We start from the raw sequence: 24,395 nt of genomic DNA, 5'->3' as shown, positions 1-24,395 counted from the left end.
TTTTGACACATTTAGCCCCAGAACATTCCAAATATTGTCGTATTAATCTCACTAAGAAACAAGGAAAAATCGATTTTTGCTATAAGAAAAGGTAGAACATTGATTTTTTTACTGCTTGATTTTTATCAAAAAAAAGGCAGTAGAGTCATGCTGTCTACCGATAGCATCAAGAGACTTCCCCTGCCATTTAATATGAAGTATTACCAATATAAATAATCTGTTGTCTTGATTATTCCCCGAGCAACTTCTCAATGCTCTTACGGAACTTAGGCCCTTCCTTCAGGTTGCGCAGTCCGTACTTAACGAATGCCTGCATGTAACCCATTTTCTTACCGCAGTCGTAGCTATCGCCTGTCATCAGCATGGCATCAACAGACTGTTTTTTAGCCAGCTCTGCGATGGCATCCGTCAACTGAATACGTCCCCATGCGCCAGGTTGGGTATGCTCTAATTCGGCCCAAATATCAGCAGACAGCACATAACGCCCTACTGCCATCAGATCGGAATCCAGCGTCTGCGGTTGATCCGGCTTTTCAATAAATTCAACGATCCGGCTGACTTTGCCTTCGTTGTCCAAAGGCTCTTTGGTCTGAATAACCGAGTATTCGGACAGATCGCCTTCCATACGTTTTGCCAGCACTTGACTACGCCCGGTTTCATTAAAACGAGCCACCATGGCAGCCAGGTTGTAGCGCAGAGGATCTGCACTCGCGGTATCCAGAACGACGTCCGGTAATACGACGACAAACGGGTTATCCCCAACAATTGGGCGAGCGCAAAGAATGGAATGACCCAAGCCCAGCAACTGAGCCTGACGAACGTTCATAATGGTCACGCCAGGGGGACAAATAGACTGCACCTCGGCTAAAAGCTGGCGCTTAACACGCTGCTCAAGCAACGATTCGAGTTCGTAAGAGGTGTCGAAGTGGTTCTCAACCGCGTTCTTAGACGCATGAGTCACCAGAACGATTTCTTTGATACCTGCAGCTACAATTTCGTCGACAATGTATTGAATCATCGGCTTGTCTACGATCGGCAGCATCTCTTTAGGGATTGCCTTCGTGGCAGGCAACATGTGCATCCCCAGACCTGCTACCGGAATAACTGCTTTCAAATTAATCATTAAGTCATTCACCTATTCAATTGTTGCTGAATTATAGCTTTTTAGCTTGTTTTAGCCAGTATGAATTACATTACTCCGATGCAGCGTATGTTACGCCGCTTAACTGCGGAATGCAGTAATCTTAATCCCAGGGAGGTGCAACTTTAGCCAGGAATGGTCGCAAAGTTACCCCCCCTTCCCTGGTAGTCGAAAATTCACCGCTTCAACATTCACCACCTGATGGTTTATGCGGTCAATGTCAACTGAACTTTGTCCCGTTTCGTTTACCGCATGGACATTTGCCAGTGAGAGCAATGTGTCCTGTTTAGCCATAAACTTGCCGCGCACATCCTTGCGGAGATCGAAGTGCATCTTAAGCGCGGGTCCTGTTACAGATTGCTGCATCACCCTGATGTTACGCAAGAAAAGATGCTGTGGTTGGTTGTGCAACTCAAGCGTGGCGCGCTTCATCTCCACGTTGGTAATGGCCACGAATGATGTTGCATTACCCGATGAGATCTGAATGCCGCGTAATTTGTATTCAAGTTTGGTGTTATCGAGGTGGATATTATTCAACTTAAAGTTTTGTGGAATGGATAAATATCGCCCTTTGATAACGCCATAACCAATGAGCATACCCGCGCTATTTTCCATATTGATATTATCAATGACGAAATTATCACATCCATAAATAGCGACCGTTGCATTATCGATGCCCGCTTTCTTACTGAAATCCGGGGTGATATTTCGCGCGGTAATATTACGAATGATAAAATGCTTGCCGTTCTCCACATGGACTAACTGTCGACAGTCGGTACCAGTGATGTTCGCCACGACAAAGTTTTTTATCGCCAGCTCATCGGGATAGGTATTGTCATAGGTACTGCCCGCCAGCCCGATGCCTATGCCCCAGTTCACATTGCCGTTGGTACAGTTGATACGTTCGATGACGTGGTCAGAAATGAGGATGTTGCTGTCGTTAATCGCCACATTCCACTCAATAGCATCGCCCTGAAGATCGCTAAAACGGCAGTGGGTAATCTTCACACCATCCATACGGTTATGAAAACCCTGTCGCAGGATCCCGTAGTTAGCGCGCGTGACGGTAATATCATCGATAGTCAGATTGCGCATCAGCCTTGAGGTTTTTCCGCCGATATAGATTTGCGTCACCGGGCCGAAACCACTCATGGCAATCCCTTTTATCACGCAGTCCGATCCCCGTACATCCAGGGTAACATTCCTCAGATTCCCGCCCTGCTCGCCCAGCACCTTACATCCATCCTGCAGAACAAAGCGGCCACGGCCATTACCGCTTATTCGACCTTGCACAGATAGTGTTTTGCCAGGGGGAATAACGATAGCGGTATTAAGATCCTTACATTCCAGTCCTTTTGGCACGACGACAGTTTGTCCTTCTTTGAACGCCTGCCGGAAAGAAGCGACCCAATCATTTGGGTTGTAATCCTGAATGTTGACGCTGACCGTTGATTCAAGCGCCCGGACAACGGGAAAATGCAGCACGGCAAGCGCAGAGCCTGCCGTCAGAAAAGTACGGCGTGAGAGTTTGTTCTCTGACATACAACCTCGATTTACATCGTTTGTAGCAGACTGGCTAACTGTTTATTGATCGCTAATTGATTAAATTCTTTTTCAATTTTTTCGCGCGCGCACTGCACAATCGGTTGCACCTGCTCACTATCGAGTAGGCTAAATGCCGCTAATCTCTCTGCCAGAGCCTGCGCGTCATTTTCCGGTGCCAGCCAGCCAGATTTACCCGACTCGACAAGCTCCGGGATCCCACTGTGGACGGTAGAAATGACCGGGATCCCCACTGCCATCGCCTCCATCAGCGCCACTGGGATACCCTCCATATCGCCATCCCTTCCGGTGATCGACGGCAGCAAAAATACATCCGCCTGCTCAAGCATCTCCTTTACCTGATGACTGGGTTTAAAGCCGGGCATCTCAATCACATCATCAAGCTGAAATTGCTCGATAAGCGTACGCAAACGACGCTCCCAGGGACCAATGCCAAGAATGCGGTAGCGAAATAAGACGCCCTGCTCTTTCAACTGCCGACAGGCTTCGATGGCGACATGCAGTCCTTTTTTCTCGGTTAACCGGGCGACAGAGATAATCTCCAGCGGTGCGGCTGGGGCTTTCAGTTGACGAGGCGTAAAACGTGTCATGTCGATACCCATACGGGAAACCGCGATTTTTTGCGGCGGGCACCCCATGTTTTTTAAACGTCCAGCCCAGAGATTACTGATGGGTAACATCAAATCTCCACGTTGAAACAGCTGCTGATATTCAGGGGTATAGTGAGCAAGCACATCCCGATGCGAAACATCAACGCCGTGAAATACCGTGGCGATTTTTCCGCGGATCACCCCAAGCTCACGCAGTTTGGCGGCCGTTACGCCTGCAGGTCCAAAATGAGCGATAAAGACATCCGCCTCAAACGCCCGTGGATTCCCACCACAAATGGCCGCTAAAATCAGATTGCGCGCCTCATCGCCATAGCGTGCCACATTAAGCGCTTTCCAGGTGGCTGCGCGGGTAATCCCGTGCAGCGTCGCCGCCGCTCTATACTTCAGCTTCGCCAGCTTGCTCTGTGGTTCATTCAGTAACCAGCGCGTTTTTTCACCCAGACGGTAGGTATTAAATGAAGCATGGGTATTTTCAAGATCGCCCTTCTGCAACGCGACAATCTCCACGTCGTAGCCCATATCGATAAATGCGGTAATCTGATTGAGGATAAAGGTCTCAGAGGAGAGCGGAAATTTAAGCAGGAAAAAGCCAATCTTCATTTTTCCCCCTCAATACGCGATAAAACCGACTGCACCATGCTCACCCCGCGTTCGCGCTCACGCGTAACCGCGTCGCCGAGACGTATGCGCAGCTCAGGTAGCTGTCCGAGAGCATCGGCGACCTTCCCTTCCAGACTACCATCGAGCAGATGGCGAATATCGACGGCCATCTCTGGTAACCCCAACTGTTGCATAATCCCTGCCGATTTATGCTCGTAGTTAATGGCGATGGCTGGCGTCATAAAATTCATTGAGATGATGGCAGAGTGCAAGCGAGTCCCCACCGTCAGATCGCAGGCAGCCAAAATTTTCCCCATTTCCAGATCGTTGAGTTCATCCATCACCACGTGATACCGGGCCGGGTCGTTAACATACTGGCGCAGGTTTAACGCCACCATGCGATCATCTTTGTTGTAACTATCAATACCGGTGCAGGTTGACAGTGCAATCACCTGGTAACCTTCATCGAGGATGCGATTCACCACTCCGGCAAAGGCTTGCTCATAGGCCTGCTGCGTTGTCCCCAGGCGTTTATCAAAAGGAGCCAACTCACGCAACGTTATGGCAACCGTCTTCTGTTTAGCCGCCATTTTTAACCAATGCTGGACGGCATAACCGGGTTCATAATCCTCATGATGGTTATCTACCAGCCAGGCGGTATCCACCCCGGTTTCGACTTTATCCGTGTTTATTGCACTGCGCTTCATCAGTTCCAGACTGACGGACTCACGCAAAATCAGCGCATTACAGTGTCCAAATACGTAGTTCGCCAGTTGGTTAAACTGCTCATCCTGGAATGGCCCCACGCTGTGGCCAATCATGTACAGCGGTTTTTTTGCCATAAACGAACACAGGGCATGTTCAAACTGCGGTACGCCATACAGATCAACAAAAAACGATCCGCCGACCTGGATAATGGCGTCGTAGCGCGACAGCAGACGAACAAAATCGGTAAATCCCTGGGCGATAGCGATATTGCGCAGATTACCGGAATCAGTGACGCGCGAGAGCAGTACCTGGTGCTGATAGCGACGACGCAGCACTTTCTTCACGCGCCCCATGACGCCCGCTGCGTTATTGTGCTGCTTCATCTGCGAATACAGCGGATCGCCCATCACCGGGCGGTTCAGCAACCATGAGGAGCTCACCGGGTAACGGCTCATCACATCCACTTCAGTCTCGGGACGCAAGGCGGTAATGGCATCCAGCAAACCGCGCAGAATCGCGCTATCCCCACGGTTCCCACAGGTATGGTTGCCTAAAATTAGTAATTTCATTCTGACCTCTTCTAATCATTGCCGGAGGGCGGCTCTCGCCCTCCGGCATGCAACAAGCACAATTCATCCTGCACGAAGCAAGGTTTTCATTTTTTCACTGCGACAAAGCTGGCGTTTTATTTCCACCACCAGCGGATGGCGCGACAGCACAATCATCACCGCAAATACCAGCGCACCTGCCACAATCTGCATCCCCAGCAACGCGCCTAATGGCAGGTGGCTGCGCAGCGTTAAGCCCAGCGCATAGCTCACCACAAGGGTGGGTAAAGAGAGATACAACGGCAACCAAAGACTGAGCATGTACTGGCGGTAGCTGGGGCCAAGAACAGGCTTGATCATCACGAAATAGCTGAGGATCGTGTTAATCACCTGAACCAGCAAAAAGCCCAGCGTCACGCCAATCGCCCCGGCAAGATGACCACCGATAAAAATGGCTGGAATAAACAGAAAGGTTTTGAACACATTAAACTTGAAACTGATATCAACCCGCGCTTTCGCCATCAAAAGCGATCCTATTGGATTCCCCACCGAGCGCAGCAGACCCACGATGCACAGCAGTTGCAAGACGGGAATAATGCCGTTCCACTTCTCGCCAAACACCAAAGGCACTACGTTGTTCGACACCACCATTAATCCCAGCAGCGCCGGGAAGTTGATAATCCCGACCACCGATAGCAGTTTGTAAAAATTCACCTTTAGCTTTTCACTGTCGTCCTGGATTTTGGCGAAAGCCGGAAACAGGACGCGGGTAATAATCGGGTTCAGTTTGATCGGGGGGACAACCGCCACGTTCCAGGCAAGATTAAATCCACCCGCCACACCAGCTCCCAACGTTCTGGCTAAAACCAGCGTGGAAAGATTGGTATTGATGTAATTGATGATGCTATCTGCCGTCAGCCATGCGCCAAAACGCAGATTCGACGAAACGGATGCCAGCGAAAAATGCAGCCCCGGGCGGTAAATCCGACGGCCAAAATAGCCGAACAGCAGCGTACGTAGCGTACTGTTTACCAGATACCCAAGAATGGCGGTCAGCGCGAGCGGCCAGAAATGGGCGCTGACCACGGTAAAGATAAAACCAGCCAGCACCGAACTGGTTTCGATCATGCCGATTTTGTTAAAGGCCAGCTCTTTTTGCATCAACGCACGAAACTGCTGCCCGTGCGGTATCACTACAAACGCCAGCGATAAGGTTTTGATGAGCGGCGCAAGTTCGGGGTTATTGAGCACACGGGCAATCGTCTCGCTCAACAGAAACATCGCCACGCATACCGCGATACCCAGCCCAACGTTGAGCCAGTACAGCGTGGTCAGTTCAAGATAGCCAATTTCTTTACGCTGAATAATTGAGTTGGCGATACCAAAGTCAGACAACGTATCGGCCAGCGCAATGATCACCAGCGACACGGTTAACAACCCGAACTGGTGGTTATCAATAATCCGCGCCAGGACGGTCATCTGAATAAGTCCGAGTCCAATAATGATCACCGTGGCAATCGCCGACCACTTAGCGCCGTTAAGCGTTTTTTCTCGTAAGCTCATGTTAGTACGCCGCTTTGTTAACAAAGCCTTTGAATACTGTCAGAAAAACAATTTTGATATCGAACCACACGCTCCACTCGCGAATGTATTCGAGGTCAAACTCCACACGTTTTTCCATTTTTTCCAGCGTATCGGTTTCACCACGCCAGCCGTTGATTTGCGCCCAGCCGGTAATCCCCGGTTTCACCTTATGGCGTAACATGTACCCCTCAATCAACTGGCGGTACTGCTCGTTATGCGCCACCGCATGCGGACGTGGCCCGACGATAGACATTCCCCCGGTCAGCACGTTAATAAACTGCGGCAGTTCATCGAGCGACGTCCGGCGCAGGAAATTTCCCACAGGAGTTACGCGCGGATCGTTTTGCGTCGCCTGCGTCACCACAGCGTCGTTTTCCATCACTTTCATTGAGCGAAACTTCCAGACTTTGATTGGTTTTCCGTCCATGCCATAGCGAGTCTGGCGGAAAATCACCGGTCCTTTGGAGGTCAGTTTTACCAGCAGCGCTATGCCACACAGCACCGGGGAAATAAGCAGCAGGATCAGTGAAGCCAGCACGATATCTTCCGCACGCTTTAACAGGCGATTAATCCCCGAGAGCGGCGTGTCATACAGCGGCACCACCGGAACGCCGTTCATCTCTTCAATCCGTGAATGCAGGATATTGAAGGTAAAGACATCGGGAATGAGGAGTACCGAACAGGTGGTGTCGGCCAGATCGCGCACCAGTTTTTTTACGCTGGCGCCATCGCTCATCGACATGGCGATATAAACGTTATGAATACGCGAGGATTTGGCGTCATCCACCAGTTGCTGCAGATTACCGGCCCAGTCGCGAGAGTTTTTTCCAGGGATGGGGTCGTGATAGACACCCGCTACTTCAAATCCCAGCCACGGTTCATGGCGAAAACTGTCCAGCAGCAGTTGTCCGGCGGGCATGTCGCCAGCCACCGCCACCCGGCGAGTGTTGTAACCACGATTACGCAGCCACCCCGCGCCGTAGCGAATAAACGAACGACTCAACACCAGGCCGACGCTTGAAAGGAGATACCATGCCAGCCAGACGGCGAGACGGTTATCGAAATCGTTATTAAAGGCGATCAGACCTGCGCAAAAAATCAGACTCAACGTCCAGTTTTGCAACAACAGCACCAGCTCAGTGGATATTTTGACGCCACGCCAGGAGCGATAAAAATCTGTTATGCCCCCGAGCATCTGAAAAACAACCAGCGTGATCAGCGCCACCAGCAGGTGCATATACAGGAAAGGCAAACCGCTTAATTCGCAGACTACCCACAATCCGCCAAACATGATGGTGATATCTGAAAAGCGTTGCACCATCGAAATTAACGACGCATTGGTTTTGGCGCGTTCGCGCTTTTTTAGATGTGTCATCGTGGTTCCTGTTAGTCACCCTTTGCCCATCATCGGGCAAAGGAAGCACCGGCATTACTGATTCAGTAACGCCAGAAGAGTGCGCGTTCGCGCTTCCATCAACGGAATATCTCCGCGCGATTCCACGTTCAGACGCACCACCGGTTCAGTATTGGAAGAGCGTAAATTGAAGCGCCAGTCGACAAACGACATGCTGATACCGTCCGTTCTGTCCACCGTCAACGCCTCACGGGAAAAATGCTGCTCCACGCGCGCAATCGCTGCCGCCGGCTCTGCCAGCGTACTGTTTATTTCTCCACTCGCCGGATAGGCCACCATCCGGTCGCGGACCAGTTCGCCCAGCGACTGTCCTTTCAGACACTGCAACTCCGCCACCAGCAGCCACGGGATCATGCCGCTGTCGCAGTATGCAAAGTCGCGGAAATAGTGATGCGCACTCATTTCACCGCCATAAATGGCATCTTCATGACGCATGCGCTCTTTGATAAACGCGTGCCCGGTTTTTGACATCACCGGTTTACCGCCTGCCGCCGTCACCACATCCACGGTATTCCAGGACAGGCGCGGGTCGTGGATAATTTTCGCCCCCGGATTCTTCTCCAGAAACGCTTCCGCCAGCAGGCCGACAATGTAGTAACCCTCAATAAACTGACCTTTTTCATCGAACAGGAAGCAACGATCAAAATCCCCATCGAAGGCAATCCCCATATCTGCGCCGTGTTTAATCACCGCATTGCGCGTGTCAGCCCGACATTCCGGCAGCAGAGGATTGGGAATACCGTTGGGGAAGTTGCCATCCGGCGTATTGTGGATTTTGATAAATTCGACCGGTGCGCCCAGCGCCTTAAAACGGGCTTCAATGGCGTCAATCACCGGACCTGCCGTGCCGTTGCCGGAATTGAGCACCAGCTTCATCGGTTTCAGGTTGCCGGGATTGATGTACCCTAACAGGTGGTCGATGTAGGCATCGCGGGTAGTAATACGCTGGTAGCGGCCACGTTTTGCCTCATCGACCGGCGGGAAGTCGTTGACTTCCGCCAGGCGCTGCACGTCGCGCAGACCGGTATCGCCGCTGATGGGGCGCGCCCCTTCCCGCACCAGCTTCATGCCGTTGTAATTCATTGGATTATGGCTGGCGGTCACTTCAATACCGCCGTCAATGCCCAGATGAAAGGTGGCGAAGTAAATCTCTTCGGTGCCCGACATACCAATATCCAGCACATCCACCCCCGCATCCTGCAGCCCTTTTGCCAGCGCCAGCTTTAGCGTCTCGCTGGTCAGGCGCACGTCGCCACCCAGAACAATCGTTTTTGGCTTCAGGAACTCGCCGTAAGCGCGGCCAATACGCCACGCAATCTCTTCATTTAGTTCTTCGCCCAGCCTGCCGCGAATGTCATAGGCTTTGAAACAGGTTAATTTCGTCATGATTTACCCTTCTTCAGGCAACAGTTAGCCCTCTCCTGACTGGAGATATTTTTCAAAAATGACTAACCGTTCGTTTGTAGGCCGGATAAGGCGTACACGCCGCCATCCGGCAACGAGGATGTTGTGTTAAGCGCGCCCGTATCTGTCCGCAAACCGCACGACATCATCCTCATCGAGATAAGATCCGGAGCGCACCTCAATCAGATCGAGTGGGATTTTCCCGGGGTTCTCCAGACAATGGGTCGCGCCCAGCGGAATATAGACAGACTCGTTTTCAGCGAGCAGCTTGATATCATCATTAATCGTCACCTTTGCGGTGCCAGCCACCACAACCCAGTGTTCAGCCCGGTGATGATGCATCTGCACGGACAATCCCTCACCGGGTTTGACGGTAATTCGCTTCACCTGATAACGGTCTCCGGCATCAATAGAATCGTACTTGCCCCATGGGCGATAAACTTCACGGTGAATATGGTGCTCATGACGTCCGTCAGCTTTAATTTGCTCTACCACTTTTTTAACGTCCTGCACCGCGTTGCGATCGGCTATCAGCACTGCGTCTTTGGTCTGCACCACCACCAGATCTTTCACCCCGACGGTCGTCACCAGGCCAGATTCGGCATACACATAGCTATTCTCCGTTTTATGGCTAATGACGTCGCCGTGATGCACATTACCTTCAGCGGTATGGGCGCTGATTTCCCACAATGATGACCAGGAGCCAACATCGCTCCAGCCTGCGTTCATTGGCATCACCAACGCATCGGCCGTACGTTCCATAACCGCATAGTCCACAGACTCTTCCGGGCAGGCGAGAAACGCCTGTTCATCAACGCGGATAAAATCGAGATCGGGGTCAACCGTACTCATGGCGTTTTCGCAGGCCTCAAGAATATCGGGACGATATTTTTTCAGTTCTTCCAGATAACGCCCGGCGCGGAATAAAAACATGCCGCTGTTCCAGTAGTAGTCGCCGCTCGCCACGTAAGCCTGCGCGGTTTCCAGATTGGGCTTTTCAACAAACTGCGCCACTTCAAAAGCCACGGCGTCGGTATTCGTCGGTGAAACCTCGCCACGACGGATATAGCCGTAGCCGGTCTCCGGCTGGTCTGGCACGATACCAAACGTCACCAGCTTACCCGCACTGGCATAGGGCATCGCATTACGAACCGCCTCGCGAAATGCCTCTTCGTCAGCAATCATGTGATCGGCTGCCAGTACCAGCAGCAGCGGATCTTCACCCGGACTTTGACGTTTTGCCGCCAGCGCGGCCAGCGCTATCGCCGGTGCCGTGTTACGCCCGGCAGGTTCGAGAATAATGTTCTCAGTCAGTTTGTGCAGTTGCCGTAGCTGTTCCGCTACAATGAAACGGTGTTGTTCATTACAGATAACCACCGGACTTTCGCACTCCACGCCGTTCAGACGGCAGATCGTTGTCTGCAGCATGGTGAGATCGCCTTTCAGGCACAGGAACTGCTTTGGATACAGCACGCGGGACAATGGCCATAAACGGCTACCCGAGCCACCGGCCATCACTACCGGAAAGAGTTTGCTTTGACTCATCATGTACCCCGAATATCAGCAATAAATTGACTCAGCACGTTTTCTTTATCCAGCGTGCGTTCGGCATAATCACGTGCCATCGTGTTCACTTTTGGCATCATCAGCGCCCGTTGAATACCACAGGCCAACGCGTTAACCGACTCCGGCTCCACACACACCGCAATGCCAGGATAAGTGTCACAAAGCTGACCCAACTCGGTTTCATGCTCGGCGGTAATGACCGCGTTACCGCCAACGGCGAGGATATTGGTCAGTTTGGAGGGCAGTACGGCATCCGCCGCACCGCGCTTTTGTACCACCAGATGACAATCCGCCATCTTGAGCAATGCCGGCAGCGCGTCATAAGATTGCAGTGGAAAGAACATCACATTGTTCAGGCCGCGTTCACTGACCATACTCTCCAGCCGCGCTTTACCACCGCCCTGCCCGACAATCACAAACAGCCAGGGCTGTTCGCTCAACAGTACAGCTGCGTCAACCACGCTCTCCAGCCCCTGCTTTTCACCGATATTGCCCGAGTAAAGAACGATCTTTTGGGAGACAGGCAAGCCCAGTTGCTGACGCAACGCCAGGGCATCGGTATCGTTCACGCCACGAAAACGTGCCACTTCCGACCAGTTTGGAAAGAAAATAACTTTGTGCGGCGCAACGCCTTTTTCCATGGCTTTGTGCATCATGGTCCGGGAGATGGTCGAAATATGATCCATATTCAACAGCCCACTGCGCTCAAAGGCGCTGGCCAGTTTTGCCACCACGCCACGCTTGCCTGTGCCCGCCATGCCAAGTCCCAACATGGCATCGACTTCGTAATCCTGAACGTGCAACAACGTGCGCGCGCCACAAAGTTTTGCCAGCAGACGCATGCCCGGCGTACAAAACAGCGTCGGCACCACGCCGATAATGCGGTCCGGCTTCCAGCGACGTTGCGCCAGCAGCGGGAAAAAACTGCTCAGGGCAAAACTGCCCAAATGCAGCAGCCGTTTGAGCGTAGAGGGTTGCTCAGGCACATACAGCGGACAACGCCAGACAATGGCGTCACCCTCTTCACGACGGTAACGCCAGGACGAATAGCGACCGTTGACCTTCCACTGCGGATAATAAGGCGGCGCGGTGATCACCCGAACGTCATGCCCCTGTTGCGCCATCCACTGCACCATTTCACCGGTGTATTTGCCGATACCGGTCAACTCCGGTGAATAGTTGATGCCATACACGAGGATCTTCATAGACCGGGTACTCCGGTCTGGGCCGTTTCACAGAAGTAAGCCCGGCTGTTGTCGTGCACGTGGTCACTGGCCAGAATCTGTGTATCTGCCAGCCAGCGGTACGCATCATGTTGAACGTCAGGCAGGTGCAGGTCGTTTTCCGACACCCGCAGACGAAATCCCAGCACGATGTAATGCGTTGAGAAATCCTCCCCGGAAAAGTTGTCGTCATAGAAATGCTGCCAGACACCGTAAAACTCCGCAGCGGACAGCGGTAAACGTAACCCCAGCTCAGCTTCAGTAAGCCGCTCAAAGGCCACGCGCAGCGATTCATCTTTTTGCACCCGACCGCCGGGCACGAACCAGTACCCCTGCGCCGGACGATTGAGACGCTTACCGAGCAGAAATTCGCCGTCGGCGTTTTCCACGATTAAATCGATGGAAATCAGCGGGGTTGAACGGACAACGGTGGCAAAATCCTCATGACGTAAAAACATACTTACCCCCGGTAGTGCTGCTGGTTTTCAAGGAACCACTGATATGTACTGGCAAGCCCCGCTTCCAGGGATATCTCGTGATACCAACCCAACTGATGCAACCGCGTGACGTCGAGCAATTTGCGCGGCGTGCCGTCCGGTTTGCTGGCGTCGAACACCACTCGCCCCTTGTAACCCACGACCTGCGCGATGGTCTGGGCCAGTTCACGGATGGTGCAATCAACGCCAGTACCCACGTTGATATGCGACAGCATTGGTTGGGTATATTCCTGCCAGACTTCCTGAGCCAGCTCCATCACATGAATACTGGCCGCCGCCATGTCGTCGACATGCAGAAATTCGCGCATCGGCGTACCGCTACCCCACACCACCACATCCGACGTATTTTGCTCGCGAGCTTCATGAAAGCGGCGCAGCAGCGCCGGGATCACATGCGAATTACTCGGATGGAAGTTGTCATGCGGTCCGTACAGATTGGTCGGCATTACTGAGCGATAATCCCGGCCATACTGCCGGTTATATGATTCGCACAGCTTGATACCGGCAATTTTGGCAATCGCATACGGCTCATTGGTCGGCTCAAGTTGCCCCTGCAACAATTCACTCTCAGCGATTGGCTGGGTGGCTTGCTTTGGATAAATACAGGATGACCCGAGGAACAACAGTTTATTCGCGTTATGCAAATGCGCAGCATGAATAATGTTGCTCTCAATCATCATATTTTCATAAATAAAATCAGCAGGATAAGTATTATTTGCCACAATCCCGCCCACTTTTGCCGCCGCCAGATAAACCTGGTCAATGCGTTCAGTGGCAAAGAACGCCTGCACTGCGCTGGCGTCCAGCAGGTTAAGTTGCTCGCGGGTACGCAGCACCAGCTCTATATTATTTCGCTGAGACAGTTGTCTGACGATGGCGGCCCCCACCATCCCGCGATGGCCCGCCACAAAAATACGTTGTGTCTTCATCCTCAGTACTCCAGCGCGATAGCGACCTCGTAACCGTGCGACTTCAGCAGGGAATGTTTCTTCGCCGCATCAAGATCGTTGGCAACCATTTCCGAGATCATCTGGCGCAGCGTAATTTCCGGCTTCCAGCCCAGTTTTTCATGTGCTTTAGCCGGATCGCCCAGCAGCGTTTCCACTTCAGCCGGACGGAAATAACGCGGGTCGACGGCAATCATGACATCCCCAGGTTTCACACCCGGCGCATCGTGACCGGTCACAGAAACTACGATGCCTTTTTCATTCACGCCCTCACCTTCAAAACGCAATTTAATTCCCAACTGAGCGGCCGCCATTTCCACAAACTGGCGCACGGAATACTGCACGCCGGTGGCAATCACGAAATCTTCCGGTTTATCCTGCTGCAGCATCATCCACTGCATCCTGACGTAATCTTTGGCATGGCCCCAGTCGCGCAGTGAATCCATGTTGCCCAGATACAGGCAAGACTCGAGCCCCTGAGCGATGTTGGCGATCGCTCGGGTAATTTTGCGAGTAACAAAGGTTTCGCCGCGGCGCGGAGATTCGTGGTTAAACAGAATGCCGTTACAGGCATACATACCGTAAGATTCACGGTAGTTGACGGTTATCCAATACGCATACAGCTTAGCAACGGCATACGGCGAGCGCGGGTAGAACGGCGTAGTCTCTTTCTGCGGAATTTCCTGTACCAGGCCGTACAGTTCAGAGGTGGAAGCCTGATAAAAACGCGTTTTCTTTTCCAGACCGAGGAAGCGGATGGCTTCCAGCAAACGTAAGGTGCCGATCGCATCGACATCGGCGGTATATTCCGGTGAATCAAACGACACCGCGACATGACTCATGGCGCCCAGGTTATAGACCTCATCCGGTTGGACCTCTTGTAGAATACGGGTCAGGTTGGAGGAGTCCGTCAAATCGCCATAGTGCAGATGAAATTTGGGATTACCCGAATGCGGATCCTGGTAAATGTGGTCCACACGTTCGGTGTTGAATGATGAAGCGCGGCGCTTAATGCCGTGTACTTCATACCCTTTTTCCAGCAGAAATTCTGCCAGGTAAGAACCATCCTGCCCGGTTACGCCAGTAATGAGAGCGACTTTTGACATGTTATTACCTCTTAAATGATCCCCTCAGGGAGTAACTTTTTCGACGCGTTTGCGCGTGACTACTGCGGGATTTCCCCGACAAACGACATTTGCTGGCAGCGATTTAAAAACGCTGCTTCGTGCTCCGACGACGGTGCCATCGCCAATGGTCACGCCAGGCGCGACAAAGACATCTGTCGCCAGCCAGCATTTATCCCCAACCACAATCGGTGTGGCGTTAATATCAAAATATTGACTGGCATAATCATGGCTCCCGGTGCATAAATAACTTTTTTGCGAAATAACCGCGTGAGCACCAATCGTAATATCACCCAACGTATATAAAACCGCGTCATCACCCACCCAGGCATAATCTCCCAGGGTCAATTTCCACGGATAAGTAATTTTTACTGAAGGTCGAATAACTACGTTTTTTCCTATTTTCGCGCCAAACATGCGTAATAAAAATGCGCGCCAGCGGTACATGACCTGCGGTGACCAGCGAAACAATGTTGCCTGCACTGCCCACCATAATTGGACTTTAATGGCGCCACCACCACGAAAGCCAGCAGGCACTTTAAATCCGCTTAAATCCTGCATAATTTGCCCTTACGTTTTTCCATATAAAGTTTTTGTTTTACCGGTTGTGCGCAGACGTAAATATTCTGACAACCCGGTCCAAAAACCTGGCATATGTAATATCTGGCGCTGTACCTTTTTGGCATCCCGGCACAATTCCAGATTATTCGTCGTTGACACGCCACCCATGGAAAACTCTGACACCAGCCCGCTCAGTTTTTTAAATGCATAACCGGATTTGTATAATCGGGCAGCTAATGCGTAATCGGAAGATATTTTGTATTGCAAATCATAGCGCCAGACATTCAGTCCCGAGAGCGGAAAGAAGATGGCCTGATGGCTGGCGGGCAGGCTGTGATAAATATACCAACCCGGCTTAGCTCGCCGCTTAATTTTGTTGCCATTGCCGAAATCCAACAACGCATCGCCAATAACCATAGTTTTATCGCTTTGCGTTTTTAGCTGACGGATAAAACAAGCCGCATCCGCATGCAGAATATCCCCGGAGTTGAGGAACAGCGCAAACCGCCCGCGCGCCATAGCGATACCTTTGTTCATCGCATCATAGATGCCCTTATCCGGCTCGCTGACAAACCGTAACCGGTGCTCTGCGCTAAGTCCTTCAAGAAAGGATGACGTACCATCAGAAGAGCCGCCATCAACAACAATCCACTCAAAACTGATATCATTCGCCTGCGCCAGATGTGCCAGTGATGCGTGAGTTTTGACGATCCCTTCCAGATTGCGAAAGGCGACGGTGATAATACTGAGCAGCATGTGATTTACCTCGCGATATTCAGCGCCTTGCGCAAAATAAACGGACACACAATTAAAAACGCGTATTCCGGACTAAATACTGAACCTGTAAAAAACAGCGACAGTGGCGTAAAAAGATAAAGCTGCACCCGATAATTCTGATTATCACCAAACGCATTGATCATCATTTTCATGACTTTCCCCATGTACCATAGGGCTAATATCACCGCGAACCATGAAAAATAAATAATCAGCAGATACAAGCCATTGTCTATCGTTTTGCCAACATCCGCACCGTTAAAAATTCCGAATGACGCAACATATTCATAAAGTGAGCCGAATCTCACTACCCCATCAACGTTAAGTAACGAATAACCGACCATCACTAATGGTCCTACGATCCGATAATACGATGACGAACCTTCAGTTCCTAAATCTCCAAGGCGTGTTGCGATGTATGGGAAAGCAAATATCACTCCAACTACAAATACGCTTAATGAGATTATCGCCAGCGGTAGCTTCTTTTTTATCGCATCCTTATTCAGATACTGGAACGCCCACTCCAGAAGATAAAACAAAATAAACGTCATTACCCCTGAAAACGATCCTGATAATATTATCCCTGCCAGAATCATAACATCGGACTTAGGCGTTTTGATACCAAACTGTTTGATGCTGAGCCAAATTGAGATTAACGCCAGAGCGAAAAATGCCGGTTCGAAATAGAGCGCAGTAGTTCGTTTTCCACCAAATTTAATAAAGTTCAGAACATAGCTGTTACTGTAAATAAGATATTTCGAAATAACTTCCATTAAACTGCTGCCGCCACTGAGAATTATCTGCGCCATTTCAACTGCAGCTAACCCCACCACCAGTCCCACCACCAGCCAGAAAAACCGCAAGATCTTAGTGTAGTTATGCGGTGAAATGGTTTTGAAGCGAATACTCCACACCATGCCAATGATCACCACGGTATAAATAAACAGCATTGCGGACGTCACGTACTTGCTGGCATCCAGTGACTGACCGAACAGATAATTAAACGCCGTCAGCCCGCCCCCCATGCCCAACGCAATCATTAATTTTTTGATATTAATGCGCTCGACAAACAGCAACAGCAGGACGGGTAAGAAGGTGACGATAGTTATCGGGAAGCTCTCGCCAAGCTGGGCGAGTTTGACGTTGACCAGCAAATAAAGCAGCGGTAGCACCAGATAGCTACAGATTCTGATAGAACGAGACATATTCCTCCAGCATCTGTTGCCCACTGTATGCCACCCGGCTGCGCTGGCTGAACGCAGCAAGCGACGTGTCAAATACCGCCTGCGCAATGTCTGATTTTTTCAGTTGCACCAGTTGCAATACGTCCGCTTCGCTGAACGTTTTACCGCCCGATTTTGCCAGTACTTCTTGCGCGGCGTCACTGTGCGTGGCAATAACCGGTACGCCAATGGAAAGCGCTTCGCACAGAATCAACGGGTAGTTATCAACTCGGGAGCTGAACACCAGGCCATCCATCCCGTTTAGCGCACTCATCAACGTGCGCTTATCGCTTTCAAACCCGTGATTGATGACGTTATCTCCCGCAAATGGCGAAAATTTGCCAAAAGTATGCAGCTCAATTTTGTCTCCGAGCGCTACCATCGCTCGCACCAGTTGCTGGCTGGTCTTCCCGTCATAGCGCAGATCATGAGCCACCACGGCGATTTTCGGTCTACCGCTCCCCTCATGCTTAGCGGGAAGATCGGCAAGAATGGATTCAGTTGCTACATCGATGCCGTTGTTAATAATACGGCAGCGTCCCACGCCATACAGGCTGTTGAATGCGTCGGCCACATGCTGACTGGGCGAGATAAACTGGCAGCCCAGCGCCAGCATGGCACGAAACATCTGCCGCTTACCGGGCAACTGCTGATGGGCTTTATCGATTTTTACCGGCGGATAGTTACTGAGCGTTGGGCATTTCTGGCAGCCCGTTTTCCAGTTTTCGCAACCATCGGTAAAGGCACAGCGCCCGGTCACGCTCCAGTGATCGTGCAGCGTCCAGACGAAGGAAACATCCGGTTTACACGCCTTCACTTTTTGGCAAAAGGTGACCACCTCTTCCAGGTTCAACCAGTAGCTGTGCAACACATGAAAATGCAGGACCAGCGGGCCGCTGGTGCGGATAACTTCACGGTATAACTTGTCGAGATTGCCAAACAGATCGCGGTTCGCGAAACGAAACAGCGCAATGTTTACCGCCGACGTCAGGCGTGGCGTAAGTTTGAAAACCTGCGGGTAATTCGCATGGCTGACGCTTTTCTTACCGCCTTTGCCATAGCCATAGACAAAACGCGAGGACAGCCCTTTCTCCAGCGCCCTCAGATGTAAATCTAACGCCACGCCAGCCGCCCCACCTTCTGCGAGCCGCACATTAAACTGTAATATCTTCATTTTATTACCTTCACCCGAGCCTTCTCACCCACGACCAGCGCATTGTCCGGGACGCTATCCACCACCACGCTCCCGGCGCCAATCGTCACGTTATTGCCAATAACAACGTTGCCGAGCAGAGTGACATTCGCTCCCAACTCAACGCCGTTACCAATAACCGGACAGGACGGATCGTTGGTACCCAGATTGCCGATGGTGACACCGTGGCGCAGAGTAAAATCATCCCCTGCCACCACGTGTTTATTGATAACCACCCCATAGCCATGATGGATGGTGAAACGACGACCAATAGATGCAGCAGCCTGGATTTCATAGCCGAACAGGCATTCGGTGATAAGGCGATACATCACCAGCACCGGGGCGGCCCACAGGTTATTCAAGACATTTTTTTTACGCCAGGCTGAGCAAAAATGGGCAATCCGATAGGCCACCACCATGCAGCAGGGGCGAAGACTCCAGCTATTAGCGCGTAAATCTTCCAGCATACTTAACGACCTCGCATTCCGTCGGCCAGACGCTTGCTGTTGCGAACAGAAAGCAGCGTCAGCAACGTGCGCCAGTTCATCCGTTTGTTGCGGATCTGATAGAGAGTAAACAGCTGATATTTCTTGCTGGCCCGGTCAAATTTGCCTTTGTGTTTGCGGTAAAACTGAAAGTAGCCGGAGAATTTTTTCGGCGATGAGGTAATACGCATTTCACCGTGATTGACATGCAGGATCTGCGTTGCCTCTTTTACCTTCCACGGTTTACCGTACGCCACTACCATACGCAGGAAGATGTCGTAATCCTGCGCCGCTTTCAGCGTGGTATCGAACAGGCATGCTTTAAACCGCCACGCCCAGGTAAACACCTGATTACCAATGATATTACGCTTATAAAATTTACGACGTGAATAACCAGATTTCGGATACAGCGGCAGGCTGGCCGGTTGCGAATACACTTCGCCTTCGCAGACATAGTCATTGGCGTACAGAAACGCGCGCGTGACCAGGTGATGGCGGTAGTTAAGAAAGACGCTCAGGCGGTTCGGCGTCCATTCATCATCATCATCAATTCCCGTAATATACTGCCCACTGGCCTGCATAATGGCCTGATTACGCACCGCGCAGGCCCCGGAGTTAGTGGAATTATGCGTATACGACACCCGCGGATCGTTGAGTTCCTCAACAAACTGCTGCAGTTGCTCATACGAGGAAGAGCAATCATCCACAATGATCATCTCCCAGTGAGGATAGTCCTGGCGCAATACCGATTTAATCGCCCGGATAGCCAACTGTTGACGGTTCCAGGTTGGCATATAAATTGAAATTAGTGGGTTTTCTGTCGTCATTTTCGTTTCCCAAATAAAGTTGCCTGATGACGCTACGCTTATCAGGCCTACATTCGATATGCGTTGCTGTTCGTTATCTATTTCGAATCCGACGTGTATTCGTATTCGTAGTAACCGTAATCCTGATACCCGCTGGCGCGGCGGAAGATAGAGTTGAGGATCACCCCTTTCACCTGAATGCCGTTTTGCTCGAAGCGACTAAGGCTGGTTTCCACCTCTTTCAACGTGTTGACCGCATAACGGGCCACCATCAGCGTGGTTCCGACGTGACGACCCACGATAGCCGCATCGGTCACAGCCAGTATTGGCGGCGTATCAATCAGCACCAGGTCATAGTGCGAGCTGGCCCAGGCAATCAGTTCGCCGAAGCGCTCGCTCATCAGAAGCTCGGAAGGATTGGGAGGGATTTGACCGCGAGGGATCAGATCGAAATGCGCAATGGATGTCGGTTTCGCGCCAGATGAGATATCCCCCTTGCCGATGAGGATCTCAGACAGACCGTTAACGTTATTGGTCCCCAGCAGCTCGTGGGTATAGCCTTTACGCATATCGCAGTCGATCAACAGCACGCGTTTGTTGGTCTGGCTGATGACCGCCGCCAGGTTGGCGCAGACAAATGTTTTACCAATCGACGGGCTGACGCCGGTCAGCATCAATACGTTATTGCGCGCCTGCATCATGGCAAAGTGCAGGCTGGTACGCAGGCTGCGGACCGCTTCTATCGCGAGATCCGTCGGATTTCCCACCGCCAGTAACTGGCTTTGCTTGTAGCGTTTCACACCTTTGATGGTCTGAACGTTATCACGCGCTTTTTGCCATTCAGACAGCGGAATACTGGCATACACGCTGATACCATGTTCTTCCAGCACCTGCGGGCTTTCAATGCCGCGATTAAACAACGACCGCAGCAATACACCTACCACTGAAAGCATCAAACCGAGAATGATACTGCCGAGAATGATGAGTGCCGTTTTCGGTTTCAACACGCCAGGCTGGGCAATCGCGGGATCGACGATGCGCACATCTCCGACCGTACTGGCCTCGGTGATCTTCAGTTCCTGTTGCTTGTTCAGTAACTGCATATAGACCTGCTGACCGGACTCCACGTCGCGTGTCAGACGGACAATTTCCTGCTGCGTTTTTGGCATTGCAGTTACGCGTCCGTTCAGCTTGCTTTTCTCATCTTCCAACGCCTGGCGTTTTTCCAGCAACGTGCGGTACGCCGGATGCGCTTTAGTAAACAGCTTGGAAATTTCCGCTTCTTTGAAGGTCAGCTCATTAAGCTGCGCGTCAATATTCACCATTGAATCCAGCACCGCTTTGGCTTCCAGCGGCAAATCCACGGAGTCTTTGTCCTGACGAAAAGCATTTAACTTGTTTTCAGCAACGTCCAGCCGGTTACGCACCTCGGGGAGTTGCTTTGCCAGAAACGCCAGACTTTTAGCGGCCTCTTCAGATTTACGCTCCACGTTTTGTTGCAGATAGTTGCGGGTAATACTGTCAAGGATCTGGCGGATTTGCTCACGATCTTCGCCGGTAAAGGTCAGGCTCAATACGCCGGTATCTTTTCCGGTTTCCGTCACCATCAGATTATTTTGCAGGGTGTTTATCATGCCCAGCGTGGAGAATTTACGCACGGTAAATTGGCTCTCAGGGCTGGCATGAATAGCCTCCACCAGCATCGTCACGCCATCATGTTCCAGTATCTGTCCTACCTGCCCCTGGGCGCTAAATCCTCCGTCACTCACCAGTTGATAGCGTTTGTCATTCAGCACGCTGATTGTGAAGGTCTGTTCATTCATTGCCTTTGGCAGCGTGAAGGTGGTCACGTTTACTGTTTCGTTCTGACGGCCCATCAACCGATCCCAGCCCGCGCCAAAAATGGGGAACGTATCTTTGGTAACGGCAATATCCAGATTGAGATCGTCTACCGTTTTCCCCAATACCAGCCGTGACTGGATGAGCTGAATTTCCGCTTCAGAGGCCGGAGGTTTGTTCGACAACGCCGAGCCAATATCCTGCACCAGTGAATTTCCGGTATTTTGCTCAATTTGCACCAGCGCATCCGCACTGTAGATTGGTGTGGCAAACAGCGTGTAGATCGCGGCGCACAATGCAAATACCGCGGTGATGCCAAGTACCCACCAGCGGGCTTCCACCACCGTTGCGACCAGACGACCAATATCGATTTCATCATTGCCCGTTACCGGCGCAGCAGACTGTTTAACTTTTTCTGTCATTATTTTCCCTGCTCTGCGTTCAATGCCTGAGCCCATTGGCGGGCAGACCGTTCAAGTAATGCGTACACCGCGTCAAACGCGTCCCGGCTTTTACGATACGGATCGGGGATTTCACGCTCGCTGTCCCAGTGACCAAAGAGCATCACTTTGCCGCGCATCTCCGGCACCATTTCGCACAGAGCAGCAATATGGCGTTTTTCCATGGTCAGGATCAGGTCATATTCCCGGCACATTCGTCCCGAGATCTGCCGGGCACAATGATTCTCCAGAGACAGGTTGTGCGCCTGCGCCACGCTGATGGCGTTCGGATCCGCACCTTTGCCCACCAGCGCCCCGAGGCCGGCAGAAGATACCGTCAACGCCGGATGAAATTGTCTTAACAAGCGCTCTGCCGTCGGGGAGCGGCAAATGTTTCCCACACAGACAACTAATATTTTGTTAAACATGATGATTACCAGTTGTGAAGGTCGCTGGCCGTGTCCGTCATATAGCGAACACCGCTAATAGTCGGCAGCAACTGATTGATCAAACGGTTCCAGCGAGCAACCGGCGCAGTCGTGACATACACCACATCGTAGGGTTGAAGTCGGAATGAGGTCGCCATCACCAGCGATGTCGCATCGGACATATCAAGCTGATAGATATTGGCAATTTTGCCGTTGTTCCCGCCGTCGCCTTTCAATGGTCGAATAACAAAAATACCGCTGGCGTTGGAGGTGGTCAGATCGATACCTTCCGCATTGCCCAGCGCTTCGGTAAGCGTCATGCCGCTGAAGTCCATTTTGAGGGTGCTCTGTTTTTTCACTTCGCCCATCACAAAGACTTTCAAATCGTCATTACGCGGCACAAACAGAATGTCGCCAGGATAGAGCAGACGGTTCTGGCTCAGGTCGCCATTTTGCATCAGCGCTTGCAGTGAAATGCGTTGCTCTTGCCCTTTATGAGTCAGTACAACGTTGCGCCAGTCTGCCGCCTCGGTAAGACCGCCAGCGGCGTTGATGGCATCGAGAACAGTAAGCGGCACGTTGGTAATGGCCTGCTGGCCGGATTTGTTTACCTGCCCGGAGACATAAGCCTTCTGCGAGCGGAAAGCGGCGATATTAACGTCCACCTGCGGGTCAGCAATGTACTTCGCTAAGCGCCCGGTAATATCACTACGAATTTCAGCCAACGTCTTTCCTACTACGCTGACTTTGCCGATGTAGGGGTAAAACATGGAGCCATCAGGCTGAACCCAGTTGCCGGTATCGCTTGAGCTACGATACTGCCCGGCGGGGGTGGTAAGTTCAGGGTGATCCCAGACGGTCACATTCAGGACATCACCCGGACCAACCCGATACTGATACCCGGCAATCTCCTGGTCGAGAGACATATTAGGCTGTGCAACATTTGGTCGGGGGCGTAATTGTTCGACCAGCCGCGGGGTGAGTGGATAAACATTCACCATGCGATCGATATCAAAATCAGCGTCCTGCTGTTTAATCACATCTTTGCCCATCGTAGACATATTGCTGCCCGGAAGCACGGTACAACCGTTTATCAAGATTACCGATACCAATACTGGCATCAATTTAAGTTTGGATTTCATCATTGATTATTTTTCACTTTGGCAGAGTAATTATCACATGCAATCTAAATAGCGACTTCGCCTGTACGCATTTACCTTGCCGTTAATTGAAATGGAATTTAACTGGCATCAATCCTAAAAAAAATGAATTCATCTGCGGTCTCTTGACAGAATAATTTAGGCTTGTTTCAGGCGACCAGACACGCTACCGCCCCTGGCTTCAATAGCTACCAATGCACTGATTAATTTAAATTTTTATCTTCTCCTTTATTTTCATCACATTTACAGCGGCAACGCATCAGAAATAGCGCCTCTGATTGATGAGGAAATATTTGCCTTTTGATTATTACCGCAGGAATTGTTGCAGCTAAGAGAATGTCAGGCAAGATAACAAGCCGCCAACAACTCGCTTTTAAGATTAATATTAAGCATTGAATTTGTATATTTTTAGGATTTTATTGATGTTGACAATATTGATATAGAAATATCCACCTGCGATATTTCCTAAATATATTTGGATTAATAAAACTATTTCCTGTAGTTACATTAAGGCTCATATCCTGCATTTGACCGGATATCGCTGACAGAGAAATCCC

The 24,395-nt window shown here is 51.2% G+C and carries 21 protein-coding genes; all 21 read right to left on the bottom strand.

Features of this window, described 5'->3' with window-relative positions:
• Positions 1–229: 229 nt before the first annotated feature.
• A complete protein-coding gene (gene galF / locus WHR59_RS08585) occupies positions 230–1,123 on the bottom strand; it encodes a GalU regulator GalF (protein ID WP_000609089.1) in 894 nt (297 codons plus the stop codon).
• Positions 1,124–1,288: 165 nt separating this feature from the next.
• Positions 1,289–2,683, bottom strand: a complete 1,395-nt coding sequence (wcaM, locus tag WHR59_RS08580) for a colanic acid biosynthesis protein WcaM (RefSeq protein ID WP_172863159.1) — start codon at positions 2,681–2,683, stop codon at positions 1,289–1,291.
• 11 nt (positions 2,684–2,694) lie between these two features.
• Positions 2,695–3,915: a colanic acid biosynthesis glycosyltransferase WcaL gene (gene wcaL / locus WHR59_RS08575; RefSeq protein WP_087052552.1), complete on the bottom strand. Its 1,221-nt coding sequence runs from the start codon at positions 3,913–3,915 to the stop codon at positions 2,695–2,697.
• Entirely contained in the window at positions 3,912–5,192 is a 1,281-nt protein-coding gene (wcaK, locus tag WHR59_RS08570; RefSeq protein WP_043016868.1) for a colanic acid biosynthesis pyruvyl transferase WcaK, read from the bottom strand. The genes wcaL and wcaK overlap by 4 nt, the downstream gene beginning before the upstream one ends.
• Before the next feature lie 63 nt (positions 5,193–5,255).
• Complete coding sequence (wzxC, locus tag WHR59_RS08565) at positions 5,256–6,734, bottom strand: colanic acid undecaprenyl disphosphate flippase WzxC (RefSeq protein ID WP_087052551.1); 1,479 nt, start codon at positions 6,732–6,734, stop codon at positions 5,256–5,258.
• 1 nt (position 6,735) lies between these two features.
• Entirely contained in the window at positions 6,736–8,130 is a 1,395-nt protein-coding gene (wcaJ, locus tag WHR59_RS08560; protein WP_043016870.1) for an undecaprenyl-phosphate glucose phosphotransferase, read from the bottom strand.
• A gap of 54 nt (positions 8,131–8,184) precedes the next feature.
• Complete coding sequence (gene cpsG, locus WHR59_RS08555) at positions 8,185–9,555, bottom strand: colanic acid biosynthesis phosphomannomutase CpsG (protein WP_338843822.1); 1,371 nt, start codon at positions 9,553–9,555, stop codon at positions 8,185–8,187.
• A gap of 126 nt (positions 9,556–9,681) precedes the next feature.
• A complete protein-coding gene (gene cpsB / locus WHR59_RS08550; protein ID WP_221922659.1) occupies positions 9,682–11,118 on the bottom strand; it encodes a mannose-1-phosphate guanyltransferase in 1,437 nt (478 codons plus the stop codon).
• Entirely contained in the window at positions 11,118–12,344 is a 1,227-nt protein-coding gene (wcaI, locus tag WHR59_RS08545; RefSeq protein WP_338843821.1) for a colanic acid biosynthesis fucosyltransferase WcaI, read from the bottom strand. Before wcaI ends, cpsB begins: the two co-directional genes overlap by 1 nt.
• Complete coding sequence (locus WHR59_RS08540) at positions 12,341–12,820, bottom strand: GDP-mannose mannosyl hydrolase (protein ID WP_080624955.1); 480 nt, start codon at positions 12,818–12,820, stop codon at positions 12,341–12,343. Before WHR59_RS08540 ends, wcaI begins: the two co-directional genes overlap by 4 nt.
• A gap of 2 nt (positions 12,821–12,822) precedes the next feature.
• Positions 12,823–13,788 carry a GDP-L-fucose synthase gene (fcl, locus tag WHR59_RS08535; protein ID WP_338843820.1) on the bottom strand — a complete coding sequence of 322 codons (966 nt, stop codon included), beginning with the start codon at positions 13,786–13,788 and terminating at the stop codon, positions 12,823–12,825.
• Between the two features lie 2 nt (positions 13,789–13,790).
• A complete protein-coding gene (gmd, locus tag WHR59_RS08530) occupies positions 13,791–14,912 on the bottom strand; it encodes a GDP-mannose 4,6-dehydratase (protein ID WP_047410111.1) in 1,122 nt (373 codons plus the stop codon).
• Positions 14,913–14,936: 24 nt separating this feature from the next.
• Positions 14,937–15,491, bottom strand: coding sequence for a colanic acid biosynthesis acetyltransferase WcaF (wcaF, locus tag WHR59_RS08525; protein WP_043016877.1), 555 nt, complete (start codon positions 15,489–15,491; stop codon positions 14,937–14,939).
• Between the two features lie 9 nt (positions 15,492–15,500).
• Positions 15,501–16,247 (bottom strand): colanic acid biosynthesis glycosyltransferase WcaE, encoded by a 747-nt coding sequence (gene wcaE / locus WHR59_RS08520; protein WP_043016878.1) that lies wholly within the window; start codon positions 16,245–16,247, stop codon positions 15,501–15,503.
• Positions 16,248–16,252: 5 nt separating this feature from the next.
• Positions 16,253–17,470: a colanic acid polymerase WcaD gene (gene wcaD, locus WHR59_RS08515; RefSeq protein ID WP_100194541.1), complete on the bottom strand. Its 1,218-nt coding sequence runs from the start codon at positions 17,468–17,470 to the stop codon at positions 16,253–16,255.
• The gene (gene wcaC, locus WHR59_RS08510; protein ID WP_100194542.1) at positions 17,445–18,662 is read right to left on the bottom strand and encodes a colanic acid biosynthesis glycosyltransferase WcaC; all 1,218 of its coding nucleotides are present in this window, start codon (positions 18,660–18,662) and stop codon (positions 17,445–17,447) included. The genes wcaD and wcaC overlap by 26 nt, the downstream gene beginning before the upstream one ends.
• Positions 18,659–19,147, bottom strand: a complete 489-nt coding sequence (gene wcaB, locus WHR59_RS08505; RefSeq protein ID WP_100194543.1) for a colanic acid biosynthesis acetyltransferase WcaB — start codon at positions 19,145–19,147, stop codon at positions 18,659–18,661. Before wcaB ends, wcaC begins: the two co-directional genes overlap by 4 nt.
• Before the next feature lie 2 nt (positions 19,148–19,149).
• On the bottom strand, positions 19,150–19,992 hold the full coding sequence (gene wcaA, locus WHR59_RS08500) for a colanic acid biosynthesis glycosyltransferase WcaA (protein ID WP_047410098.1): 843 nt from the start codon (positions 19,990–19,992) through the stop codon (positions 19,150–19,152).
• 77 nt (positions 19,993–20,069) lie between these two features.
• Complete coding sequence (gene wzc, locus WHR59_RS08495) at positions 20,070–22,232, bottom strand: tyrosine-protein kinase Wzc (protein ID WP_043016883.1); 2,163 nt, start codon at positions 22,230–22,232, stop codon at positions 20,070–20,072.
• A complete protein-coding gene (wzb, locus tag WHR59_RS08490) occupies positions 22,232–22,678 on the bottom strand; it encodes a low molecular weight protein-tyrosine-phosphatase Wzb (protein ID WP_043016884.1) in 447 nt (148 codons plus the stop codon). The genes wzc and wzb overlap by 1 nt, the downstream gene beginning before the upstream one ends.
• A 5-nt stretch (positions 22,679–22,683) precedes the next feature.
• Positions 22,684–23,823: a polysaccharide export protein gene (locus WHR59_RS08485; RefSeq protein ID WP_043016885.1), complete on the bottom strand. Its 1,140-nt coding sequence runs from the start codon at positions 23,821–23,823 to the stop codon at positions 22,684–22,686.
• Positions 23,824–24,395: the final 572 nt, after the last annotated feature.

Source organism: Citrobacter europaeus (assembly GCF_037482245.1).
GTDB classification, from domain to species: Bacteria; Pseudomonadota; Gammaproteobacteria; order Enterobacterales; family Enterobacteriaceae; genus Citrobacter; species Citrobacter europaeus.
Note: the sequence above shows the minus strand (reverse complement) of the source record. Positions and strands in the feature narration are given on the sequence as shown.